This is a genomic window from Perlucidibaca aquatica, assembly GCF_001676655.1.
Classification (GTDB): domain Bacteria; phylum Pseudomonadota; class Gammaproteobacteria; order Pseudomonadales; family Moraxellaceae; genus Perlucidibaca; species Perlucidibaca aquatica.
Window position 1 is genome coordinate 38,971 of record NZ_LZDB01000002.1, and the last position, 24,343, is coordinate 63,313.

A 24,343-nucleotide genomic window follows, 5' to 3' on the forward strand; every position below is an offset into this window, starting at 1 on the left:
GTGATTTGAGCTTGCATCTGAACTCTCTAAAAAGCGTTAAAGGCAGCCTGTATCCACCGTTGCTGCCAGGTGGGTGGTATTCCTTCAAAAAGCATGACATCAAAACGCAGGTGGTATTGCTGCCAGTGCGGTTCTCGGCATAAAAAATAGCGCGCCGCCGCAATGATGCGCTGTTGTTTCTGCGCTGTTATTGAGGCGGCCGCACCACCAAAGTTGCTGTGGCGGCGCCAGCGGACTTCGGTGAAAACAAGCCAGCGATTATGCAAGGTTATTAAGTCGATTTCCCCACGGCGACAATAAACATTGTGCGCGATCAGTTCATGGCCTTGTTGCCGTAGAAAGTTGAGTGCCGCGTTTTCGGCGAATTGACCCGCTTTTTGGCTGGGGGAGCTGGCAATTAGGGGCACTGGTTTCATTGGGCATCATCCGTGATGGTCTGGCTAAGTTGTAGTTCAGCCGGGGAGATATCGCTAGTTTGTCTTGGTGATGACTCGCGATGCCGCGATAATGCGCCAACTTTGACGGAGGCCCGTGAGCATGACTGTGACGATTAAGCCGGGCTGCTTGTATGTGGTGGCAACCCCCATTGGCGATGTAGGCGACATGAGTGTTCGTGGGCGTGCTGTATTGGCCGCAGTCGATCAGGTCGCGGCTGAAGATACGCGGACTTCAGCGAAACTTTTCGATCAATTGGATTTGCGCACGCCGCTCACCGCTGTTCATGACCATAACGAGGCGCATCGAGTGCCGGGGCTGATTGCCAAGCTGCAAGCCGGAGAGTCGTTGGCATTAATTTCAGATGCGGGTACGCCCTTAATCAGCGACCCCGGATATCGCCTCATCGCCGCTGCGCATGATGCGGGCATTCGCGTGGCTCCTGTTCCTGGTCCTTGTGCGGCGATTGCCGCATTAAGCGTAGCTGGATTGGCATCTGACCGATTTCATTTTGAGGGCTTTTTGCCCAGTCGTCAGGGGCCGCGAGTCGCGCGTCTGAGCCTATTGGCGGAGGCAACACCCACCTTGATTTTGTATGAGGCGCCGCATCGCATCGTGGAGACCTTGGAGGACTTAGTCGCTACGTTTGGCGCGGATCGCCTGGCAACGCTGGCGCGAGAAATCACCAAAACCTTTGAGACGATTAAGCGTGCGACTCTGGCTGAGCTATTGGCTTGGGTGATGGCGGACAGTAATCAGCAGCGCGGCGAGATTGTCTTGGTGGTAGCCGGTGCGCCGGAGCGTGATGCTGAAGACACGCGTCCGCTCTCTGCGGAGGCTATTCTGCGAGTGTTAGTGCGTGAGCTTCCGGTGAAGCAGGCTGCAGGCTTGGCAGCCGAACTGATGGGGCTGAAGCGCAATGGACTTTACGATATGGCGCTTAAGTTAAAGCAGGAAAGCGATTCGCCTTGAGTTAAGGGGGCTTGAGCCTTAAGCTGCGCGCCGGAGTCGGCTGGATGATCGCTGCCCTGCTTGCAGGGGGGAGGAAAGTCCGGGCTTCATAGGGCAAAGTGCCAGGTAACGCCTGGGCGGCGTGAGCCGACGGAAAGTGCAACAGAGAGCAGACCGCCGAACGCTTCCACTATCGTGGGGTGCATTTGTCGTCCGCAAGGACGACAAAGTGCCCCCACACCGCCGCTTGCGGCGGAGTGGGGCGTGGTAAGGGTGAAACGGTGCGGTAAGAGCGCACCACGAGTCTGGTAACAGACCGGTACGGCAAACCCCACTTGAAGCAAGACCAAATAGGTGTCCATACGCGCGGCCCGCGCGGGACACGGGTAGGTTGCTCGAGCCCATCGGCGACGATGGGCCTAGAGGAATGATCGTCCACGACAGAACCCGGCTTACAGGCCGACTCCGACCTAATCTCTTTGCGTGTAAGGTTTGTACGACTAATTCACTTATAGCAAAAAATTCTAGCGCTTCTGATAACCTAAAATATTCTGCAAGATAGTTTCGTAAGTAATTGATTTTAATGACCTACGACTCCTTGGTCTATTTGATGTGAATTCAATAAGTTCTTGATTTAAATAAGATAAATACCGCTTATAACCACCGCCCTTTGATGTTGACGGATTAGGGGGCGCTCTCTATATTTGCCCGCAGAGTGGGGAAAAGTGTGGGTTTGTGGTTTTTATTTCAAATAATCACCCGCTCTAGGAAGAAAAACGCATGTTTCGTGGTTATGACGAACTGACTATGGACGCAAAGGGACGCATCGGCTTGCCGACGCGCTACCACGACCGCGTCATGACTGAAAGTCAGGGCAAGTTCGTGCTGACCGTGGATATTCGTGAATCTTGCCTTGTGCTTTACCCGCTAACCGAGTGGGAACAGATTGAGCTGCGCTTCAACGCCTTGCCAACGTCCAGCGTGGCGATGACTCAGTTAAAGCGCCGCATTTTGGGTTATGCCACCGAAGTCACGCTGGACAGTGCGGGTCGATTCTTGGTGAGCCCTGAGCTGCGCCAGTTCGCGCACTTAGATAAAGCGGTCGTTGTCGCTGGCCAAGGTAAGAAGTGTGAAATTTGGCACAAGCCCGCTTGGGATGCGCTGCAGGCCGAGCTGCTGAATGCAGATTTCTCTGCGGCTGAATTGGCGCAAGCCATCGACACTCTGGCGCTCTGACCATGACTGACTTCCAGCATCTCACCGTACTGTGTGATGAAACCGTGGATGCGGTGCTGACGCAGACTTCTGGCTGCTATATCGATGCCACGTTCGGCCGTGGTGGTCATACACGCAAGTTGTTGGCGGCATTGAGCCCAACGGCTCGTGTCATTGCGTTTGATAAAGACCCCAAAGCTATCGAGACGGGAGAGGCGCTGGCTAAGGCGGACCCTCGTTTCAGTATCGTTCATGATTCTTTTGCGAGCATGAAGTCGCATGTGGCGGGTCTTGGCTTGCTGGGGCAGGTCACTGGCGTTTTAGCTGACTTGGGCGTGTCTTCCCCACAGATTGATGACGCTGAGCGTGGCTTCAGCTTTATGAATGATGGCCCGCTGGATATGCGTATGGATACCACGCGTGGTCAGAGTGCAGCTGATTGGCTGGCGACGGTGAGTGAGGCCGACTTGGCTGATGTGCTGAAGACCTATGGTGAAGAGCGTTTTGCCAAGCGTATTGCGCGTGCGATTGTGACGGCGCGCGGCCAGGCTCCCATTACTCGCACCAAGCAGCTGGCGGACATTGTTGCCGTCGCGCACCCAGCGTGGGAAAAGCATAAAAATCCAGCAACGCGCAGCTTTCAGGCTATTCGCATTGCGGTCAATCGTGAGCTCGGCGATTTAGAAGATTTTCTCGAGCAAAGCTTGGCGGTATTGGCTCCCGGCGGGCGCTTAGCGGTCATTAGCTTTCACTCTTTAGAAGATCGCATGGTTAAACAATTCATTAACCGTGAGGTCAAGGGCGATGACTTTCCGCCGGGCCTGCCAGTGACCTGGCAGCAGATGAAGCCTGGCCTTAAAAAGATCGGCAAAGCCATTGAGCCAAGCCCGAGTGAAGTGGCCATGAACCCGCGTGCGCGCAGTGCGCATTTGCGCGTGGCTGAGCGCTTGCAGGTGTTCTCATGATGTGGTCCACACGCTTAAGCGCAATGGCTCGCATGATTGTGCAGCCCGAAATGCGCCAAGTTGCCGCCATTTTGATGGCCCTGATTGCTGCGTCACTGGGCGTTGCTTACAGCGTTCATAAATCCCGCGTCTATCTCAACCAATTGCAAACCTTGCAAGTAGAGCGAGATCACCTGGAAGTGGAGTGGGGTCAGCTATTACTGGAGCAGCAAGCTTGGGGCGCTTATGGTCGTATTGGTAAAGTCGCTACCGATGAATTAGGCATGCGTACCCCCGCGCCCCATGAAGTCATGATGGTGCGGCCATGACACAAATTCCTCTCAAGAAGAACACCACCACGGGCGGCACTGCATTGCAGTTCCGCCATCGTCATTTCTTCTTGGGCGGCGCCTTGCTGTTTTTGTTTGCGGGCTTGGTTACGCGTGCCGTGTATTTAACCGTGGTAGACAGTGAGTTTTTGCGTAAGCAGGGCGATGCGCGATCCCTGCGTATTGAGCCTGTTATGGCCATGCGCGGCATGATTTTGGATCGTAACGGGGCGCCGCTGGCGGTCAGCACACCCGTGGTGTCTATTTGGATTAATCCACGCCAAGCCTTGGCAGCGAATGCGTCGATTGCCGATTTGGAGCGCGATTTGGCGCTGCCTGCGGGCTCCTTAGTTGCGCGCGTGAAGCGCAATGCGCGCAAAGGCTTTATGTATGCCAAGCGGCATTTATCGCCTGCGGCCGCCGAGCTGATTCTGGCCAAAGATATGCCAGGTGTGTATGGCATGACGGAATATCGTCGTTTCTATCCTGAGGCAGACGTAACGGCGCACATGATTGGCTTCACAGACCTCGATGACCAAGGCAAAGAAGGTCTTGAGATGGCGTTCAATGATCTGCTGTCGGGTCAGACTGGCGCTAAGCGAGTCGTGAAGGATCTCAAAGGGCACCGTGTGCAAGATGTGGCACTTATTAAGGCGGCCCATCCCGGTAAAAACATTACATTGAGCTTTGATACCCGCGTTCAATATGCGGCGTATCGGGAGCTGGCTCGAGGTGTCGCTGAGCACAATGCATCCGCTGGCGCATTGGTGTCTCTGGATGTGGATACAGGGGAGGTATTGGCCATGGCGAATATGCCCTCCTATAACCCGAATAACCGTAAGCAATTGACCGTTAATGCCCTGCGTAATCGTGCGGTTACCGATCAGTTTGAGCCGGGCTCAACCCTCAAGCCATTCACTGTGGTGGCTGCGCTAGAGAGTGGCAAGTATTCAACGCATAGTCACTTCAATACTCATCCCGGCACCTACAAGGTGTTGAATAAGTTAATTCGGGATCATGAGAATTACGGGGTGATTGACATGTCGACGTTGCTCACCAAGTCCAGCAACGTGGCGTCTGCACAAATTGCAATGGCGCTGCCCCGCGATACCTTGCCGCTGTTGCATCGTCGCCTGGGCTTTGGGCGTAACACCGGCAGCGGCTTTCCTGGAGAAAGCGCCGGCAGCATGCAGCCACAAAGTCGTTGGAATCCCGTGGAAGTGGCGACCATGTCTTATGGCTACGGCGTCACAGTCACGGCGTTGCAGTTGGCTCAAGCTTATGCGGTTATCGCGAGTGGCGGCATTCAACGCCCGGTGAGCTTTACCAAGGTCAACGGCCCGGTCGCGGGCAAGCGCATCATGGATGAGAAGATTGCACGTGCACTGATTCCGATGATGGAGACCGTGGTTACTCAAGAAGGTACAGCCCTGCGCGCAGCGGTTCCAGGCTATCGTGTTGCGGGTAAAACGGGCACTGCGCACAAAGCGCAAGCGGGAGGATATGCCAGCGATGCTTACATGTCATTGTTTGTTGGTTTGGCTCCCGCCAGTGCGCCTCGCGTGGTAACCGCAGTGATTATTGATAACCCCCGTAAAGGCGGTTACTACGGTGGCCTTGCAGCAGCACCGGTTTTCTCGCGCATGATGTCGGACACGTTGCGACTAATGAATATTGAGCCTGACCGCAGTGCGGAGCGCTTAGCGGAGCAGCATCGTTACCCTCACCCATCAACGTGGGCTCGCCCAGGGCGGGAGGGCTAAATGAAAACGCTGGCGCAAATTTGGTGGGATGTACCGGCTGAGTGGGCTGATGTGCCTGTGCCCTCGCTGGTCTCAGATTCTCGTTTGGTTAAGCCGGGTGCAGTTTTTGTAGCCCTAGCAGGTTTGCACCACGATGCGCGTAGCCATGTGCCGGCAGCCTTGGCTGCAGGTGCCGGAGCCATTCTGGTGGAAGCAGGTGGGGAGTGGCTGGTTCATGCTGAGCAGGCCGGCGTGCCCGTTTTAGTGGTGCCGGAGCTGACGCAGCAATTAGGCCATTTTGCTGCGCGTTTCTATGATCAGCCAGCGGCTGAGATGACCGTTATGGCCGTCACCGGCACCAACGGTAAAACCAGTATTGCTAACTTAATGGCAGGCGCGGCTCTTCAGCTGGGTCGTCGTAGTGCAGTGATTGGTACGCTGGGCAATGGCTTCTATGGTGAGCTAGCGGCATCGCAATTCACCACGCCGGACCCGCTGCAACTCCAGCGCCTACTTGCAGAGTTCCGTGATCGCGGTGCTGAGCTGGTTGCAATGGAGGCGAGCTCGCACGGTTTAGAGCAGGGTCGAATGGTGGGCACTCCCATCCATACCGCGCTGTTTACGAATTTAACGCGTGATCATCTGGACTATCACGGCGACATGGCGAGCTACGCAGCGGCTAAGGGACGTTTGTTTTCCTGGCCTGGCCTGCGTGCAGCCGTCATAAATGCCGATGACCCGCAGGGTGAGCTTTATCGCCAGCAACTCGCTGCCGACGTGCAATGCTTGCGCTACAGCTTGAACGCCACCAGCGCTGCCGATGTGGTTGCTGAGCAAGTAGCGCCTTCGCTGGACGGTCTGCGGATGCAAGTGCGCTACGGCCATGTGTCGGTGAGTCTTCACAGCCCGCTTCTCGGCCGTTTCAATGCGAGCAACCTACTCGCCGTGTTGGCAGGCTTGCTGACACTGGGCTATGACCTGAAAGCGGCCGCAGATGCACTGGCATCCGTGCCACCCGTCGCGGGGCGCATGCAGTGTCTTCGTCAAGGTAACTCGCCTTTGGCGGTTGTGGATTACGCCCATACCCCCGATGCCTTAGAGCAAGCGCTCAAAGCCGCGCGCGAACACACCGCGGGCAAGCTCTGGTGTGTATTCGGCTGTGGCGGCGGTCGTGACACCGGTAAGCGAGTGGACATGGGCCGTATTGCGGCTGAGCTCGCCGATACGTTGGTGCTGACCACGGACAACCCCCGTGAAGAGGCGCCGGAATCCATTCTTCACGATATTCAGCAAGGCCTTCAGGGTCGTGCGGCGGTGGTGATGGTGGATCGCGCCCAGGCCATTGCCTATGCCCTTGCCCATGCAGCCGCCGATGACGTGGTACTGGTGGCAGGAAAAGGCCATGAAACCTATCAAGAAGTGATGGGTGTGCGTTACCCCTTTAGTGATGTTGAGCAAGTACAGCTAGCGCTAAGCAAATGGAGTGCAGCATGAGACTGTCTGAAATCGCACGCGTGGTGTCGGGCGAATTAATTGGCCTGGATGCGGATGTCGGAAGTTTTTCCAGTGATACCCGTTCGCTGCAGACCCATGATGTGTTTATTGCGTTGTCAGGGCCCAATTTCGACGCCAATGCCTTGGTGTGTCAGGCCGCTGAAAAAGGCGCCGTTGCCGCTGTGGTCTCGCGCATGGACCCCAATGCAGGTATTCCCCAAATTATTGTGAGCGATTGCCACCGCGCCTTGGGTGAGATAGCTGCTGCGTGGCGTGCGCGTTTCCCGCAATTAGTGCGTGTTGCCATGACCGGTAGTGCCGGCAAGACCTCGACGAAAGAAATGACCGCGCGCATTTTTGAACAGCAGGGCGAAACGCTGGCGACTCTGGGCAACCTCAATAACGACATCGGCGTGCCGCTGACACTATTGCGTATTCGCGAAGAGCATCAGTTTGGCGTGTTTGAGTTGGGCGCTAATCATGCCGGCGAAATTGCTTACACCTCTGGCTTGGTTCAGCCCCAAGCCGCCGTGATTATTAACGTTGGTACCGCCCATCTGGAAGGCTTTGGCAGCCGTGCAGGCATTGCCAAAGCTAAAGGTGAGATCTACGACGGCCTCACGCCAGACGGCATCGCCATCGTCAATATCGATGACGACTTCGCCTCGTATTGGTTAGAAAAGTTGGCAGGCCGTCGCGTGCAAACCTTCTCGGAGCACACGATTGCCGATGTCTATGCCACCGACATTCATGCCGGCGACATGCCGCTGTTTGCCTTCACGCTGCACATTGGGGCGCAGAGCTCGCCGGTTCAGTTACAGATTCTGGGTCGTCATCAGGTCATGAATGCGTTGGCGGCAGCCTCGCTGGCACACGCCTGCGGCATCAGTCTGGCACGCATTGTTGAAGGCCTGCAAAAGACACGAGCCTATGCTGGTCGAAGTGTGCCGCACAGCTTGGGTCATCAACGCTATGTCATTGACGATAGCTATAACGCCAACCCGAGCTCTGTTAAGGCCGCGATTGACCTGTTGGCAGCCCTGCCGGGTCGTCATGTCTTGGTGCTTGGGGATATGGGGGAATTGGGCGATGCCACGGCATCGGGTCATCTTGAAGTCGGAGAATATGCAGCTATGAAAAATATCGACGCCCTTTATGCAACGGGGCAGCACAGCGCCCATTATGCCGCCGGTTTTGGCAGCCAAGCACAGCTGTTTCCGGATCACCAAGCGTTGCTGAAAGCCTTGGAGGCTGAGCTGCAAGGCGTGGTGACCATTCTCGTGAAAGGCTCGCGCAGCGCACGTATGGAGCGCGTTGTGCAAGGCCTGACGGGCGAAGTAGGAGTGCACTGACATGCTACTTTGGCTTGCCGACCAACTGGCGCAACACTACAAGGGTTTCGGGGTATTCAACTACCTGACCTTCCGCTTCATGCTCAGCATTGTCACCGCGTTCGCGTTGTCGCTGTGGTGGGGCCCCCACTTGATCGAAAAGCTCAAAGAAATGAAGTTTGGTCAGGCTATTCGTAATGATGGCCCGCAAACACATTTGGCAAAAACCGGTACGCCCACCATGGGAGGCGTACTGATTCTGCTGACTATTGCAGTGAGCACGTTGTTTTGGGCGCGCTTAGACAATCTCTACATCTGGATTGTGTTGGCCGTCATGGTGATTTTTGGTTTCGTCGGATGGGTCGACGACTACCGTAAAGTGGTTGAGAAAAACCCACGGGGTCTGCCCAGTCGTTGGAAGTATTTTTGGATGTCGGTCGGTGGTTTAGGTGCGGCCATTGTTCTTTACCTCACCGCGAAGACACCCATTGAAACCAGCTTGATCGTGCCGTTCTTTAAGGACGTGATTATCCCGTTGGGCCTGTTCTACATTGTGCTTAGCTACTTCGTTATTGTCGGGGCCAGCAATGCGGTGAATCTCACCGATGGCTTGGATGGCTTAGCCATTATGCCGACCGTTATGGTCGCGGGTGCGCTGGCAATCTTTGCCTACCTGACCGGCAACATCAAATTCGCCACCTACTTACAGATTCCATTCGTAATCGGTGCTGGTGAGCTCATCATCATTTGCGGCGCCATTATCGGTGCCGGCCTCGGCTTCCTCTGGTTCAACGCCTATCCCGCGCAAGTATTCATGGGCGATGTCGGTGCGCTGTCGCTGGGCGCGGTGCTCGGCACCATCGCTGTCATCGTGCGTCAAGAAATTGTGCTGTTTGTCATGTGCGGCGTCTTCGTCATGGAAACAGTCTCGGTGATGTTGCAAGTGGCCAGCTTCAAGTTGACCGGCAAACGTATTTTCCGCATGGCACCGATTCATCACCATTTTGAACTAAAGGGCTGGCCAGAAACGCGTGTGGTTGCGCGCTTTTGGATCATTAGCTTCATGTTGGTGCTGGTTGGTCTTGCGACCTTGAAACTGCGTTAAGGAGTGGCGGGCATGCTTATTCAGCGCGACGGTTTGCGGGTGGTCATCGGTCTGGGAAAGACTGGGCTGTCCTGCGTCCGTTATTTAAAGGCGCAGGGTTATCCCGTTGCGGTTAACGATACGCGTGAGCATCCGCCAGGCCTGGCTGAGCTGCGGGCAGAGTTTCCAGATGTTGAGGTCAGCCTCGGTAAGCTCGATGCGGAATTGTTCTTGCGTGCCAGCGAAGTCATCAGCAGCCCTGGTATCTCCATTCGCGAGCCGGCCATTGCCGCTGCAATGGCTGCGGGTGTCTCTGTGGTCGGTGATGTGGAGTTGTTTTGCCGTGCGGCAAAGGCACCGATTGTGGCAATTACCGGTTCCAATGCGAAGAGTACGGTGACCACGCTGGTTGGCTTAATGGGCGAAGCTGCCGGTAAGCGTACGGGCGTTTGCGGCAATATCGGCACGCCGGTGTTGGACATGCTCGCTGAGGGTGAAAAAGACCTGTACGTGATGGAGCTGTCGTCATTCCAATTGGAAACAACACACTCCCTGAAGGCGGCCGTCGCGGTCGTGCTGAACCTCAGCGAAGACCATATGGATCGCTACACCGGCATGGTGGACTACCACCAAGCCAAGCATCGTATTTACCGTAACTGTGAGCGCTTTGTGTTTAATCGTGAGGATGCGCTCACAGTGCCATTAATTGCCGATGATCTGCCCCGTGCCAGCTTTGGTTTGGGCGTGCCAGATTTGAATGATTTTGGTGTACGTGTCGTCGAGGGGAAACCCTACTTGGCGCGCGGTCGCGAGACGCTCATGCCGGTCAGTGAGCTGCAGATTTTTGGTGATCACAACGTGGCGAATGCGCTGGCCTGCCTAGCGCTAGGTGAGGCCGTTGGCCTGCCCATGGATGCCATGCTGAACACGCTACGTTCATTCACCGGTCTAAAGCATCGCTGCCAGCGCGTGGCCATGCACAATGGCATCGGTTGGTACAACGACTCTAAGGGCACCAATGTTGGCGCGACCCTGGCAGCGATCAACGGCCTAGGCGCAGCGATTAGTGGCAAAATTCTGCTGATTGCTGGCGGTGTAGGCAAAGGGCAGGACTTCACACCGCTTTCGCCTGCCATGGCACAGTTTGGTCAGTCACTTATTCTCATTGGCGAAGATGCCTCGGTTATTGATGTGGCTGTCGCGGCGGCATTGCCACGCTTCCATTGCACAAGTCTGGATGAAGCCATTGCTCAGGCGCTGCGTTTAGCCAAGCCGGGCGATGCCGTGCTGCTGTCTCCTGCCTGTGCCAGCTTTGACATGTTCAAACATTACGAAGATCGCGGTGATCAATTCGTTGCGGGCGTTCGTCGTTTGGTTGAGGGGCACGCATGACCAGCCAAAGCATGAATCAACCGGTGCAACTGCTACGAAATGTCGTTGCTGAGCTAACGGAGCGCCAGGTCTTGCTGGTCGCTTCCGGCTTCTTGTTGTGTATCGGTTTGATCATGGTGGGGTCGGCTTCAATGGGTGTTGCCGAGGCCACATTCGGCAATCCGTTCTACTTCTTTATTCGTCATGCCATCTACCTCTGCATCGGGCTGGTCGTGGGTGCCGTGGTACTGCAAGTGCCGATGCAGTTTTGGAGTCGCTACAGTTACTGGGTGTTCTTGGTCGCGTTGATCCTAATCGCGATTGTGTTGATTCCAGGCATTGGTCGTCGCGTCAATGGCAGCATGCGCTGGATTGGCTTTGGCGGCATCACCATGCAGCCCTCTGAAGTGATGAAACTGGCGGCGGTTTTGGCGATGTCGGCCTACCTCGTGAGACGTCAAGAGGAAGTTCGCAGTCGCGCAATGGGATTCGTTAAGCCCTTAGTGGCGCTGTTTTTTGTGGTCATGTTCCTCATGCTAGAGCCCGATTTTGGTGCCAGCATTGTGGTCATCATGGCGACTACCTGCATGCTGTTCCTGGCGGGTGCGCCGCTTAAGCAGTTTCTCGCCGTCATGGGTACGGTGACGCTGGCGGGTATTCCTGTCGTCATGATGGAGTCCTACCGTATGAAGCGCCTGTTGGCCTTCACAGACCCGTGGGCTGATCAGTACAACACCGGCTATCAATTGGTTCAGAGCTTGATTGCATTTGGGCGTGGTGACTGGTTCGGTGTGGGGCTGGGTCACAGCGTGCAAAAACTGTTTTATTTGCCCGAAGCACATACCGACTTTGTCTTTGCGGTCTATGCCGAAGAGTTTGGCTTGATTGGTGTGCTGGTTTTGCTGCTGGCGGTGGCTTCCTTGGTCACAGCCGCTCTGCGCATTGGCCAGCGAGCTGAACGTGCCGGCCAATATTTTTCTGCCTACGTCGCCTACGGTTTGGCGGTGATGTTGGGCGTGCAGTCCGCGATCAATATCGGTGTAAACATCGGCTTCTTCCCAACCAAAGGTTTGACGTTGCCGCTGGTGAGCTACGGTGGGTCGAGTCTGGTCATGGTCTTCGTGATCCTCGCCATTCTGCTGCGCATTGATGCCGAGTCTAGTCAGGTCAGCGAGCGTGGTTTGCGACGCACAGAGGGAGGCAACCATGGCGCTCGTTAAATCGGTTGTCGTGATGGCGGGTGGTACCGGTGGCCATGTGTTCCCGGCATTGGCAGTGGCTCGTGCTCTGCAGGCGCAAGGTGTCCGTATTCACTGGCTCGGCACGAAAGCTGGCATTGAGGCAGATCTAGTGCCCAAGGCGGGCTTCGATATTACTTATCTCGATGTTGGCGGCTTGCGCGGTAATGGTTTAAAGCCGCTGCTGAAAGCCCCCACCAAATTGCTGCGTGCCGTCTGGAAGGCCACTCGCGTGTTTTCGTCAGTGAATGCCGATGCCGTGATTGGCTTGGGTGGCTATGTCACGGGTCCTGGCGGCTTGGCGGCACGGCTGTCCGGCTTACCGCTGTATATCCATGAGCAAAACGCGATTGCCGGATTTACCAACAAGGCTTTATCCAAGTTTGCAACGCAGGTTTTGCAGGCATTTCCTGACGCATTTGAGCCCTGTGAAAAAGTGACTTGGGTTGGCAACCCGGTCCGCGATGAAATTGCCACACTGGCTCAGCCCAATGCGCGTTATGCCGCTCGCCGAGGCCCACTGCGCGTGTTGGTCTTGGGCGGCAGTTTGGGTGCCGTCGCATTAAATGAATTGGTGCCTGCTGCCTTTGCGGAGCTTCCCGAAGCACAACGTCCAGTGATTCGTCATCAGGCGGGGCGCAAGCATGCCGATAAAGCCGCTGAGGTTTATCGCAAGCTCGGTGTGCAAGCCGACATCCTGCCGTTTATTGATGACATGGCCGCGGTTTACGACTGGGCTGACTTAGTCATTTGCCGCTCGGGCGCACTCACGGTGTCTGAAATTGCCGCGGCTGGTGTGGCTTCAATTCTCATTCCCTTCCCGCATGCGGTTGATGATCACCAGACCGCGAATGCACGTTTTTTAAGTGATATAGGGGCGGCTCGCCTGTTTCAGCAACGCGATCTGACGCCCGCTGCGTTTGCAGTCACGCTGGCGGAGTTGCTCGATCGTAAGACGCTGCAGCAGATGGCAGAAAAAGCCCGCACGCTGGCCAAGCCCGATGCGACGGCTTTGGTCGTCAACGCTATTTTGAGAGGTCATGCATGAAAGCCATTCCGCGTACGCGCTTAATTGAAATTCCAGAAATGCGCCGCATTCGCCGTATTCATTTTGTCGGCATTGGTGGTGCGGGCATGTGCGGTATCGCTGAGGTGCTGCTGAACCAAGGCTATGAAGTAGCTGGCTCGGATGCGAAAGCGGGCAAGACCACTGATCGACTGAAGTCCTTCGGCGCCGAAATTTTTATTGGTCACGACGCGGCACATATTGAGAAGGCGGATGTGTTGGTGGTTTCCACTGCCATCGATTCGAGCAATCCTGAAGTGAAGGCTGCGCAGGAACGTCGTCTGCCTATCGTTCGCCGTGCCGAGATGCTGGCAGAGCTGATGCGCTATCGCCACGGCATTGCCATCGCGGGTACGCATGGCAAGACCACCACGACCAGCCTGATCGCATCGATCCTGGGCGAGGGCGGCTTTGATCCAACGTATGTGATTGGCGGCCTGCTCAACAGCGCCGGCACCAATGCCAAGCTCGGCAGCAGCCGCTATTTTGTTGCCGAAGCCGACGAGAGCGATGCTTCCTTTTTGCATTTGCAGCCCATGGCCTCGGTCGTCACCAACATCGACGCCGATCACATGGATACCTACGGCGGCGATTTCGAGGTGCTCAAGCGCACCTTCATTGAATTCCTGCACAACCTACCGTTCTACGGCCTCGCCGTGGTCTGTGGCGATGATCCCGTGGTGCGTGAGCTGTTACCGAAAATTGCGCGCCCAACCATTACTTACGGTTTCGATGCTGATAACGATGTGCGTGCCACCGATGTGCATCAGGAAGGCCTGCAAACTCACTTCACCGTGCATCGTTTAGGCCGTGAACCGCTGCGGGTCACCTTGAATCTGCCAGGTCTGCACAACGTACTGAACTCGCTGGCGGCTATTGCGATTGCGACGGATGAAGAAGTGGAAGACAGCGCCATTCTCAGTGCGCTCGGCAACTTCCAAGGCGTGGGTCGTCGCTTCCAGCGTCTTGCCGAAGTGGGTGATGTGCAGCTCGTGGATGACTACGGGCATCACCCCCGTGAGGTAGCCGCGACGATTGCCGCAGCACGTCAGGCTTTCCCTGGTCGCCGCTTGGTCATGATGTTCCAGCCGCATCGTTACAGCCGTACTCGCGACTGCTTCGAAGACTTCGTGCAAGTGCTGTCTACCGTGGATCAGTTGCTGCTGCTCGATGTCTATAGCGCGGGTGAAAAAGCCATTGCCGGTGCCGATAGCCGCACGCTGGCGCGCAGCATCCGTACGCGTGGCTTGGTTGATCCGGTGTTTGTGGAAAAGGCCGAAGAGCTGGCTCAGCTGTTGCCTTCGCAATTGCGAGCCGGCGATGTGCTGCTGACACAGGGCGCAGGCACGGTCGGCGCGATTGCGCTGGAGCTGGCTCAGAACGGTCTGTATCTGGCCGCTGGGAAAAAGTGAGATTGATGATGACTATGATTGATGTGAAGCGTTTTGGCCGTGTTGCCGTGCTCATGGGTGGCACTGCGGCTGAGCGTCCTATTTCGCTGATCAGTGGCGCTGCGGTGCTGAAGGCATTGCAGGCAGCGGGCGTTGATGCCCATGCGTTTGATCCAGCCGAACGTGACATCGTGGAAGTCCAAGGCTATGACCGCGCATTCATCGTCCTGCATGGCCGTGGTGGCGAAGACGGTGTGATGCAAGGCGTACTCGAGCAGTTTGGCGTGCCTTACACCGGCAGCGGCGTTATGGCCTCTGCCATTGGCATGGACAAGGCACGCACTAAGCAGTTGTGGCTGGGTTGTGGTCTGCCCACACCGACCTATCGTCGCCTGTCGGCTGGCTGTGATTTTGCCGCTGTGGTGGCCGAGCTGGGTTTGCCACTCATGGTCAAGCCCTCACGCGAAGGCTCCAGCATTGGCATGGCTAAGGTCTACACCGTGGATGATTTGGCCAAGGCTTATGCCGTCGCCGCCGAACACGACAGTGAAGTGATTGCTGAGCACTTTATTGAAGGCAGTGAGTACACCGTTAGCATGCTGAACGGGAAGGCGCTGCCGGTGATCCGCATGATCCCAGCTAACGATTTCTATGACTTCGAAGCCAAGTATCAGCGCAACGATACGCAGTACAAGATCCCCTGTGGCCTAGCTGCAGAAGAAGAGCGCCAGTTGCAGGCCATTGCTGAAGAAGCCTTTGAGGTGATTGGCGCAAAGGGTTGGGGCCGCATTGATGCCATGCGCGATAGCCAAGGTCGTTTTTGGCTGCTCGAAATCAACACGGTGCCCGGCATGACCGATCACTCACTGGTGCCAATGGCCGCTCAAGCAGCCGGCTTGGATTTTAGCCAATTGGTGTTGGCGATTTTGGCTCAAACCTTTGGCAGCGAGTCAGCCTAATGTCTAGCCAAGTCACACGCCGCCCCATTGCTCGTCCTTCAGCCCCGCGTTCGGGTCTGTGGTCGGCTTGGGTTGCACGCGCTGAGGGCTTGGGTGAGCAAGGCTCGCGAGTCTTGAATGTATTGGTGTGGGTCATGTCCTTGAGTGCCGTGCTGGTGATTGGTGCGGGCCTGCAAGTGATGGCTAAAAACTGGGCATTGGAAACACCGATTCGTCACGTCGAAATTGCAGGTGACTTGGTGCAGACGCAGCGTGAAGAGTTGTTGGCTTCACTTGAGCGCACGGTCAGAGGGAATTTTTTCACAGCCAACGTTAGCGAGTTGCAAGCCTTGGCACAGCGCTACCCTTGGGTGGCTCAGGCGCAAGTCAGCCGCCAATGGCCGGATAACCTGCGCGTGACATTGGTGGAAAAACGCGCCCTGGCGCATTGGGGCGATGACGGTTTAGTGAGCAGTCATGGCGATGTGTTTCGACCACAACGAGTCATGGGCTTAGCAGATCTGCCGCGTTTGGATGGCCCGCGTGCGCAGTCGCGATTTGTATTGCAGCAGTACCAAGCGATGGACCGTATTTTGCACCGAGTGGGCTTGCGTATTGAGTCCTTGCAGTTAACGGGTCGGATGAGTTGGTTGCTGACGTTAGAAGGAGGCGTCGAGGTGTTGGTCGACGCACAAGACACCTTGGCCAAACTAGAGCGCTTTACCGTGCTTTATGACCGCCAGTTAGCCGCGGATATTGGCAGCATCGCACGCATTGATCTGCGCTATCGCAATGGCGTTGCCATTGGCTGGCGTCAGGGTTGATTTTAGTTTTTTGATTGAGGTAATCGGTCGCTCGCGACCAGGAAGGCAGAGATGGCAAATATGACACAGGCTCCCATGATTGTTGCGTTAGACATCGGCACCTCTAAGGTGGTTTGCATGGTCGCCCAAATTAACCAGGCAGAGCAGAGTCTGGAAATTGTGGGCTATGGCATGAAGCCATCGAAAGGCATGCGAAAGGGCGTGGTGGTCAATATTGACCAGATGCAGGAAGCCATTCAAAGCGCAGTAGCTGAAGCGGAATTGATGGCCGATTGCCGAATTCACTCGGCCTATATTGGTATCGCCGGCAGTCACATTGGTGGCCGCAATTCGCAGGCTGTTGTGGCTATTCGGGATGGCGAAGTTACGCAGACCGACATCGAGCGCGTGATCGATGCCGCTAAGTCCGGTGCCAACCCCGCAGACCAACGCATTCTGCATGTGTTGCCTCAGGAATTTATTGTGGACGACCAAGGGGATGTGCGTAACCCCTTAGGCATGGCGGGTGTTCGTCTTGAAGGCCATATCCACCTGGTGACCTGTTCGGCGAATGCAGCCCAAAATTTGGAGAAGTGCGTTCGTGGTGCTGGCCTCGCCATTGATGACATCGTGCTTGAGCAAGTGGCTTCCAGCCATGGCGTGCTCACCGATGATGAAAAGGATTTGGGTGTTTGCTTAGTCGATATTGGCGGTGGCACCACCGATATCGCTGTCTTTGTGCGCGGCGCGATTCGCCACACGGCCGTGATTCCCATTGCCGGCGATCAAGTCACCAACGACATCGCCATGGCCTTAAGAACGCCTACGCCTGCCGCCGATGAAATTAAAGTGCGCTACGCCTGTGTCGTGCCACAAATGGTCGACCCTGAGCAAACCATCAGCGTGCCCGGCATGGGTGATCGCCCGGCGCGAACCCTGGCCCGTCAGACCTTGTCGGCCGTGGTTGAGCCACGCTACGAAGAGCTCTTCAGCATTGTGCAGATGGAGTTGGAGCGTTGCGGGTATGCCGATCAATTAGCTGCTGGTGTGGTAATGACGGGCGGCTCAGCCAAGATTGAGGGTGCGGTGCAGTTAGCCGAATCCATTTTCCATTTGCCCGTTCGCATTGGCATGCCGAAATCATTGAAGCTCGGCGGCATGGAAGAGCTCTTACATAACCCGATTTATGCCACCGGCATTGGCCTGTTGTTCTACGGGATGCAGCGTACCCTGGCCTCCGGGCTGACAGGGTCAAATCGTGTGCAGCGTCGCGAAGACGAAGGCGCCAGTTTTATTGGAAAAATGAAGGGCTGGTTCGCCAGCAACTTCTGAGTATTGGCTCTCACGAGCAACAGTTTTACCAATGGCTAGGCGGGCCATCGGAAAGGGCAGGAAGCCTCACGGCGCAACACTTATAAAAAACGGCGGAAGCCCTTAGGGGCTGGAGAATTAACATGACGAACATTTTCGAATTTGCAGACAACACGCCGGAACTCGGCACAGCCATCATTAAGGTGATTGGTGTGGGCGGTGGCGGCGGCAACGCAGTTGAGCACATGGTTAATAGCGATGTGCAAGGCGTTGACTTCATCTGCGCGAATACCGATAAGCAGGCACTCAATAAAATGAATGCCAAAACCTTGCTGCATCTGGGTGACAACGTGACGCGCGGTTTGGGCGCTGGCGCAAATCCTGAAGTAGGTCGTCAGGCAGCGGTTGAAGATCGCGATCGTATTCGCGAAGCGCTGCAAGGCTCCGACATGGTGTTCATTACCGCTGGCATGGGCGGCGGTACGGGTACCGGCGGTGCGCCAGTGGTTGCTGAAGTCGCCCGTGAGATGGGCATTCTGACGGTTGGTGTGGTGACTAAGCCTTTCCCGTTCGAAGGCAAAAAGCGCATGGATGTGGCCGAGCAGGGCATCGAATCGCTGTCACATCATGTGGACTCGTTAATCACTATTCCTAACGGCAAGTTACTGCAAGTCCTCGGCAAGGTGTCGCTGGTAGACGCCTTCAAGGCCGCCAACAATGTGTTGCAGGGTGCCGTACAGGGCATTGCCGACATGATTCTGAATCCCGGCGTCATCAACGTCGACTTCGCCGACGTGCGTACGGTCATGTCCGAGCAAGGCTTGGCCATGATGGGCACCGGTTCGGCAAAAGGTGAAGAGCGTGCGCGCATCGCTACCGAAATGGCCATCCACAGCCCGCTGCTCGATGATGTTCAGCTCAAGGGTGCTCGTGGCGTGCTGGTGTCGATTGCTGCCAACGAAAGCCTGGGTCTGGATGAGTTCTCCACGGTCGGTGACATCGTGTCGAATTTTGCCTCTGAAACTGCCACGGTGGTGATCGGTACGATTCTCGACGAAACCTTGGGCGATGAAATTCGCGTCACGGTTGTTGCCACGGGCTTGCCGAAGGCCAGCGCAATGCGTGCTGCACAACCCAAGGCGGGTATGACTCTGGTGGCAGCGGCGCCAACCGTGCAAGTGGTGCAGCAACCCACGATGGCCGTGCCCGTGCAGCAGGTCGTTAATGGGGGTTCGGTGCCAGCGCCTGAGCAAGATCCGTATGCGAAGTACGATCGCCCAACCTGGGAGCGAAACAAAGAAGCCGGCAGTACACGTCGTGGCGATACCAGTTTGCTGAACATTCCAGCATTCCTGCGTCGTCAGGCTGATTGAGCAGTCAGGGCGGCTCTGCTACCATGAGCCACCTTTGACATGATTTGTTACAAATGCTCAAGCAACGTACCGTCAGACAAGTCATCCGCGCCAGCGGTGTCGGCCTCCACAGTGGCGAGAAAGTCTTTCTCGCCCTGAGGCCTGCGCCTGTCGATTCGGGCATCGTGTTTCGCCGCACGGACCTCGAACCGCCAGTCGTTATTCCGGCACAAGCCTTGCTGGTGCGCGAGACCATGATGTCATCCAATCTGGTGATGGGTGATGTCCGTGTCGGTACCGTTGAACACATCATGTCGGCTCTCGCGGGCCTTGGCATCGACAACGCCGTGATCGATGTCAGTGCTCCCGAGATTCCAATTATGGATGGCAGCGCTGGGCCTTTCGTGTTTCTGATTCAAGCCGCCGGAATCGTGGAACAGGAAGCGCCCAAGCGTTTTGCTCGCATTAAGCGCCGCATAGAAGTTAGAGACGGTGACAAGATTGCCGCCTTCGACCCCTACGATGGCTTCAAAGTGTCCTTCACCATCGACTTTGATCACCCCGCTTTTCGGGATGAGCATCGCTGGGCCAGCGTCGACTTTTCGACCACCGCCTTTGTCAATGAAGTGAGTCGCGCCCGTACTTTCGGGTTTCTGCGTGATATTGAATACCTTCGTGCCAATAACCTCGCTCTCGGTGGCAGCATGGACAACGCTATCGTGGTCGATGATCAAGGTGTCATGAACCAAGATGGCCTGCGTTTTGAGGATGAGTTTGTCCGTCACAAAATGCTGGATGCCATTGGCGATCTGTATTTGTTCGGTATGGGCATTTTAGGTGCGTACGAAGGCTTTAAGTCTGGTCATGCGCTCAACAACAAACTGCTTCGAGCCCTGTTTGATCATCCCGATGCGTGGGAAGAGGTCACTTTTCCAGATGAGCGCCTGACCCCGATCAGCTACGTCAAGGCGGATGCGATCCATTAATTGGCGCGTTGAATGCGATTGAAAAGATAAAAAACGCGCTTAAATTGCGCGTTTTTTATTCGTTTGTACCCTTGCGATTCTTATGGGAATAGCTTGCCAAACGACGGAAACCTCCGCTAAGCTCCGAATTCTCCAAGGAATCTGCCATTTCTTGCAGATGCTTTGCCGCATTTTCACTTAGGGTTGGCAAGGGTTTTGCAGAGGTAGGTGGGCACGGGGACGCTGTTGAAATGAGAATGCGCAAGCGCTGAACGGAGTTGAATTCAGTGTGTTGCTTCAGTTGTTGCAGCAGGATTTTCTGCAGGTAGCGCAACTGGCTGGCGGTGGTCGCATGATCTGCGCACACGGTGAGTGTTCCTTCTCGCAGCGAAGTTAACCGGCAAGAAGACCGGATGGATTCATCAACTATTTGTTGCCAAATCATCTCATGGGTTGCGCGCAGGGAGTTCCCCCGCAGCAATGGCGAAAAGCTGCCGAGCTTGAGTAAGTCTTTAAGTGCGGTCGGTTGTGCTTTTCGATTCATGAGTAGTGGTCGCAGATCAAGGCGTTCAGCATGCGCAAAGTGCGCGCGTTCGCCAAGAGGTATTCGAGATGAACATTATTTTTTTTAACCGCAAGCATAATCGTCCGATTCGCCTGCAGTTAAATCCTAAAATTATTGGCAGCGCGGCAGCAGGTCTGTTTGTGCTGGCCAGTAGCATCGGCGCGACCGGCTATTGGGCTTACAACAAGCTCACGTCCTCGCCGGTGGCGCAGCTCAGTGCGGCTGACCTTGCGCAGCAGGAAGAGCTTGCTGCCATGGCGGCACGCATGGCCGATATTCAAGCCCGCATGATGCGTATCGATGCGTTGGGCGCACACTTGGCTGAGAGTGCCAAAGTGAAAGGCGACGAATTTGATTTTTCTCGCAAGCCGCCGATGGGTGGTCCAGAGCAGCCCATTGAGTTGCCTGAAACAACAGCCGACGTCGATAAATCTTTATCTTCCTTAGGTACCGCGCTTGAGCTGCGCGAGGCGCAATTGTTAGCGCTCGATAAAGTGCTGCAAAGCCGTCGTCAGCAGGTCAATCTCAATAACATGCCGGTGCGTGACGCCTACATCAGTTCAAACTTTGGCTATCGTGCGGACCCCATGACGGGTCGTACCGCATTCCATGGCGGCATTGATTTCGCCGGGACTGAAGGCAGCGATGTGTACTCAGTAGCGGACGGCGTAGTGACGTATTCTGGCCAACGCACAGGTTATGGCAATGTCGTTGAAATCAATCACGGCGATGGCTTGGTGACTCGCTATGCACATGCTCGTGCGGTCGCGGTGAAAGCTGGCGATATGGTCAGCAAAGATCAGCTGGTGGCCTATATGGGCTCGACGGGTCGATCCACGGGGACGCATTTGCACTATGAAGTGCTGCGTAACGGCAAACAAATTGATCCCACCACGTTTATTCGAGTCGCAAAACGCTAAATTTGCCTGTTTTTGCGGTTCTAATAGCCCGGCCCTTGTGCCGGGCTATTGCTTTCTGCATCTCTCTAGCACGCAACACTTTCCAGACTAGGGAAAGCAGGTAGAATGTTGCGCTGATTTGCCTATCTTCTGAGTAGTGACCATGTTTTCTCGTTTTGTCAGCGGCTTGTTCGGTACCAAAAATAATCGTGAACTAAAGCGTATGCGTCAGATCGTCGAGCGTATTAATGCGCTTGAGGCCACGACCGATGCACTGTCTGATGATGAGCTTCGGGCTAAGACGGCCTCGTTCAAGCAGCGCTTCCAAGCCGGCGAAAGTCTGGATGCGTTTTTGCCCGAAGCCTTTGCCGTATGTCGTACCGCTGCCCAGCGTGTCTTGGCCATGCGTCATTACGATGTGCAGATGATTGGCGGTATTACACTGCATGAAGGCCGTATTGCGGAAATGCGTACGGGTGAAGGTAAAACGCTGACGGCAACACTGCCGGCGTACTTAAACGCCTTGTCTGGTGAGGGCGTGCATGTGGTTACGGTGAACGATTACCTGGCCGCACGTGACGCTGAATGGAACCGTCCGCTGTTTGAGTTCCTTGGCCTCACCGTGGGTGTGGTGCGCTCGCAGCAGCCGCCAGATGAGAAGCGCGCGGCTTATCGTGCCGACATCACCTATGGCACGAACAACGAGTTCGGTTTTGATTATCTGCGCGACAACATGGCGTTCCGATTAGAGGATCGTTTTCAACGCGGCCATGCTTATGCATTGATCGACGAAGTCGACTCTATCCTCATTGATGAAGCACGCACTCCCTTAATTATTTCTGGCGCTAGCGAAGACTCTTCGCGTCTGTATACCCAGATCAATTTGTTAATTCCGCGCCTCACGCGCCAGGCTCAGGAAGAAACGGTCGATGGCGGTCACTACTGGATTGACGAAAAAGGCCGCCAAGTTGAGTTGACGGAAGCTGGTCATGAGTTTGTTGAGCAATGCCTGGTAGAGATGGGGTTGTTGGCGGACGGTGAGAGTCTGTACTCACCTGCTCATTTGAATTTGCTCCACCATGTGCATGCCGCGCTCAAGGCGCATGTGCTGTTCCAGCGTGATGTGCATTACATCATCACGGGCCGTGACGTAGTGATTGTGGATGAGCACACCGGTCGTACCATGCCGGGTCGTCGCTGGTCCGAAGGCCTGCATCAAGCCGTGGAAGCCAAAGAAGGCATGCCGATTCAGGCAGAAAACCAAACGCTGGCCACCACCACTTTCCAGAACTTGTTCCGCCTGTATCGCAAATTGTCCGGCATGACCGGTACGGCCGATACGGAAGCGCCCGAGTTCCACCAAATTTATGGCTTAGATGTGGTGGTGATTCCAACGCATCGCCCGATGGTGCGTGTGGACCATGATGACTTGGTCTACTTAAGCCCAGACGACAAGTACTTGGCGATTGTTAAAGATATTAAAGAATATCGAGAGAAGGGTGCGCCGATTCTGGTCGGTACTGCGACGATTGAGACCAGTGAATTACTGTCGCGCCAGTTGCAGAAAGAAGGCATTGAACATCGTGTTCTGAACGCCAAGTTCCACGAGCAAGAAGCTGAAATTGTGGCCCAGGCGGGCCGTTCCGGTACAGTCACCATCGCGACCAACATGGCCGGCCGTGGTACCGATATTCTGCTCGGCGGTAACTGGAAAGCCGAAGCCGCTAAATTAGGCGACGACATTACGCCGGAGCAAACCGAGGCGCTGCGTAAGGCCTGGGAAGAGGATCACGCCCGCGTGATCGCGGCGGGTGGCTTGCACATTATTGGCTCTGAACGACATGAGTCTCGCCGTATTGATAACCAGCTGCGTGGTCGTGCGGGACGTCAGGGCGATCCGGGTGTGACGCGTTTCTATCTGTCGCTAGAAGACGATCTGATGCGTATTTTCGCCAGCGATCGTGTGAAGAGCATGATGCGTTCACTGGGCATGAAGCCGGGCGAAGCGATTGAACATCCTTGGGTTTCAAAGTCGATCGAAGGCGCGCAGCGCAAAGTAGAAGCGCGCAACTTCGACATCCGCAAAAACTTGCTGAAGTATGACGACGTGGCCAACGAACAGCGCCGTGCCATCTATACCCAGCGCGATGACATCCTCAGCACGGGCAGTATTCGTGAAAACGTCACGCTCATTCATGATGACGTGGTGGACAGCATTATTAATGCCTACATCCCGCCGTTAAGCCTCGATGAGCAGTGGGATATTGCCGGTCTTGAGCAGGCATTACAGACTGACTTTGGCATGACCTTCCCCGTGCAGCTCTGGCTCGATGAAGACAGCAAGCTCGATGAAGAAGGCGTGCGTGCGCGTCTGCGTAAAGCGATTTTGCAAGCTTGGTTGGATAAGCGCGAACGCATGGGCGATGACACGGCTAACCAGCTAGAAAAGCAGGTCATGCTGCAGATTATCGACCGCCATTGGAAAGACCATCTGGCCGCCATGGACTACCTGCGCAAGGGTATTCATTTGCGCGGCTATGCCCAGAAGAATCCTGAGCAAGAATATAAGCGCGAAGCCTTCCAGCTCTTCGAACAGCTCATTAACGCCGTTAAGTTGGAGCTGATTCAAACGCTGGCGCGTCTGCATGTGCCGACAGCGGAAGAAGTTGCTGCCATGGAAGCTCAGCGCGAAGCAGAAGCCAACGCCATGGCCCTGCACTTTGATCATGCCGATGCCGCTACCGCTGAAGCCGAAATGGCTGCGATTGAGGCCGGTGAGCCACTGCCGACACCCGCCCGTGCTGAAGAACCGCAAACCTTTGTTCGCGACGGCGCGAAAGTAGGTCGCAACGATCCTTGCCCGTGTGGATCGGGTAAGAAATTCAAACATTGTCACGGTCAGCTGGCCTAAGCCAGCTT

21 protein-coding genes and 1 other RNA gene are annotated in these 24,343 nt (G+C 55.6%); 20 read left to right on the forward strand and 2 right to left on the reverse strand.

Annotated elements, in window-relative coordinates; all coding sequences use genetic code 11:
* Positions 1–26 precede the first annotated feature (26 nt).
* On the reverse strand, positions 27–416 hold the full coding sequence (locus A8710_RS03815; protein WP_068858189.1) for a YraN family protein: 390 nt from the start codon (positions 414–416) through the stop codon (positions 27–29).
* 121 nt (positions 417–537) lie between these two features.
* Here A8710_RS03815 and rsmI point away from each other — a divergent pair, with 121 nt between their 5' ends.
* The 18 genes from rsmI (at position 538) to lpxC (ending at position 19,981) form a co-directional block, all read left to right on the forward strand.
* On the forward strand, positions 538–1,407 hold the full coding sequence (gene rsmI, locus A8710_RS03820; protein ID WP_068858190.1) for a 16S rRNA (cytidine(1402)-2'-O)-methyltransferase: 870 nt from the start codon (positions 538–540) through the stop codon (positions 1,405–1,407).
* A gap of 32 nt (positions 1,408–1,439) precedes the next feature.
* An RNA gene (gene rnpB / locus A8710_RS03825) (RNase P RNA component class A) lies at positions 1,440–1,857 on the forward strand.
* A 309-nt stretch (positions 1,858–2,166) separates the two neighbouring features.
* A complete protein-coding gene (gene mraZ / locus A8710_RS03830) occupies positions 2,167–2,622 on the forward strand; it encodes a division/cell wall cluster transcriptional repressor MraZ (RefSeq protein WP_068858191.1) in 456 nt (151 codons plus the stop codon).
* Positions 2,623–2,624: 2 nt separating this feature from the next.
* Positions 2,625–3,566: a 16S rRNA (cytosine(1402)-N(4))-methyltransferase RsmH gene (gene rsmH / locus A8710_RS03835; RefSeq protein WP_406609589.1), complete on the forward strand. Its 942-nt coding sequence runs from the start codon at positions 2,625–2,627 to the stop codon at positions 3,564–3,566.
* Positions 3,563–3,874, forward strand: a complete 312-nt coding sequence (ftsL, locus tag A8710_RS03840; protein ID WP_082968639.1) for a cell division protein FtsL — start codon at positions 3,563–3,565, stop codon at positions 3,872–3,874. Before rsmH ends, ftsL begins: the two co-directional genes overlap by 4 nt.
* Positions 3,871–5,637: a peptidoglycan D,D-transpeptidase FtsI family protein gene (locus A8710_RS03845; protein ID WP_068858193.1), complete on the forward strand. Its 1,767-nt coding sequence runs from the start codon at positions 3,871–3,873 to the stop codon at positions 5,635–5,637. The genes ftsL and A8710_RS03845 overlap by 4 nt, the downstream gene beginning before the upstream one ends.
* A complete protein-coding gene (locus A8710_RS03850; RefSeq protein WP_068858194.1) occupies positions 5,638–7,110 on the forward strand; it encodes a UDP-N-acetylmuramoyl-L-alanyl-D-glutamate--2,6-diaminopimelate ligase in 1,473 nt (490 codons plus the stop codon).
* Entirely contained in the window at positions 7,107–8,462 is a 1,356-nt protein-coding gene (locus A8710_RS03855) for a UDP-N-acetylmuramoyl-tripeptide--D-alanyl-D-alanine ligase (RefSeq protein WP_227512990.1), read from the forward strand. Before A8710_RS03850 ends, A8710_RS03855 begins: the two co-directional genes overlap by 4 nt.
* A 1-nt stretch (position 8,463) precedes the next feature.
* Complete coding sequence (gene mraY, locus A8710_RS03860) at positions 8,464–9,546, forward strand: phospho-N-acetylmuramoyl-pentapeptide-transferase (protein WP_068858196.1); 1,083 nt, start codon at positions 8,464–8,466, stop codon at positions 9,544–9,546.
* Positions 9,547–9,558: 12 nt separating this feature from the next.
* Positions 9,559–10,917 carry a UDP-N-acetylmuramoyl-L-alanine--D-glutamate ligase gene (murD, locus tag A8710_RS03865; protein ID WP_068858197.1) on the forward strand — a complete coding sequence of 453 codons (1,359 nt, stop codon included), beginning with the start codon at positions 9,559–9,561 and terminating at the stop codon, positions 10,915–10,917.
* Positions 10,914–12,116: a putative lipid II flippase FtsW gene (ftsW, locus tag A8710_RS03870; RefSeq protein WP_068858198.1), complete on the forward strand. Its 1,203-nt coding sequence runs from the start codon at positions 10,914–10,916 to the stop codon at positions 12,114–12,116. Before murD ends, ftsW begins: the two co-directional genes overlap by 4 nt.
* The gene (murG, locus tag A8710_RS03875) at positions 12,103–13,182 is read left to right on the forward strand and encodes an undecaprenyldiphospho-muramoylpentapeptide beta-N-acetylglucosaminyltransferase (RefSeq protein WP_068858199.1); all 1,080 of its coding nucleotides are present in this window, start codon (positions 12,103–12,105) and stop codon (positions 13,180–13,182) included. Before ftsW ends, murG begins: the two co-directional genes overlap by 14 nt.
* Complete coding sequence (gene murC, locus A8710_RS03880; RefSeq protein WP_068858200.1) at positions 13,179–14,612, forward strand: UDP-N-acetylmuramate--L-alanine ligase; 1,434 nt, start codon at positions 13,179–13,181, stop codon at positions 14,610–14,612. The genes murG and murC overlap by 4 nt, the downstream gene beginning before the upstream one ends.
* Positions 14,613–14,617: 5 nt before the next feature.
* Positions 14,618–15,550 (forward strand): D-alanine--D-alanine ligase, encoded by a 933-nt coding sequence (locus A8710_RS03885; protein ID WP_264753524.1) that lies wholly within the window; start codon positions 14,618–14,620, stop codon positions 15,548–15,550.
* A complete protein-coding gene (locus tag A8710_RS03890; RefSeq protein WP_068858202.1) occupies positions 15,550–16,353 on the forward strand; it encodes a cell division protein FtsQ/DivIB in 804 nt (267 codons plus the stop codon). Before A8710_RS03885 ends, A8710_RS03890 begins: the two co-directional genes overlap by 1 nt.
* 51 nt (positions 16,354–16,404) lie before the next feature.
* Positions 16,405–17,664, forward strand: a complete 1,260-nt coding sequence (ftsA, locus tag A8710_RS03895) for a cell division protein FtsA (RefSeq protein WP_068858203.1) — start codon at positions 16,405–16,407, stop codon at positions 17,662–17,664.
* Between the two features lie 131 nt (positions 17,665–17,795).
* Positions 17,796–19,016, forward strand: coding sequence for a cell division protein FtsZ (gene ftsZ / locus A8710_RS03900; RefSeq protein WP_068860557.1), 1,221 nt, complete (start codon positions 17,796–17,798; stop codon positions 19,014–19,016).
* Between the two features lie 53 nt (positions 19,017–19,069).
* The gene (gene lpxC, locus A8710_RS03905) at positions 19,070–19,981 is read left to right on the forward strand and encodes a UDP-3-O-acyl-N-acetylglucosamine deacetylase (protein ID WP_068858204.1); all 912 of its coding nucleotides are present in this window, start codon (positions 19,070–19,072) and stop codon (positions 19,979–19,981) included.
* A gap of 55 nt (positions 19,982–20,036) precedes the next feature.
* Here the strand turns inward: lpxC and A8710_RS11995 are convergent, their stop codons facing one another.
* Positions 20,037–20,504: a DUF721 domain-containing protein gene (locus A8710_RS11995; protein ID WP_082968640.1), complete on the reverse strand. Its 468-nt coding sequence runs from the start codon at positions 20,502–20,504 to the stop codon at positions 20,037–20,039.
* A gap of 68 nt (positions 20,505–20,572) precedes the next feature.
* Between A8710_RS11995 and A8710_RS03915 the strand changes: the two genes are divergently transcribed.
* Positions 20,573–21,445 (forward strand): M23 family metallopeptidase, encoded by an 873-nt coding sequence (locus A8710_RS03915; RefSeq protein ID WP_068860559.1) that lies wholly within the window; start codon positions 20,573–20,575, stop codon positions 21,443–21,445.
* A gap of 142 nt (positions 21,446–21,587) precedes the next feature.
* Entirely contained in the window at positions 21,588–24,335 is a 2,748-nt protein-coding gene (gene secA / locus A8710_RS03920) for a preprotein translocase subunit SecA (protein WP_068858206.1), read from the forward strand.
* The last annotated feature ends 8 nt before the right edge of the window (positions 24,336–24,343 follow it).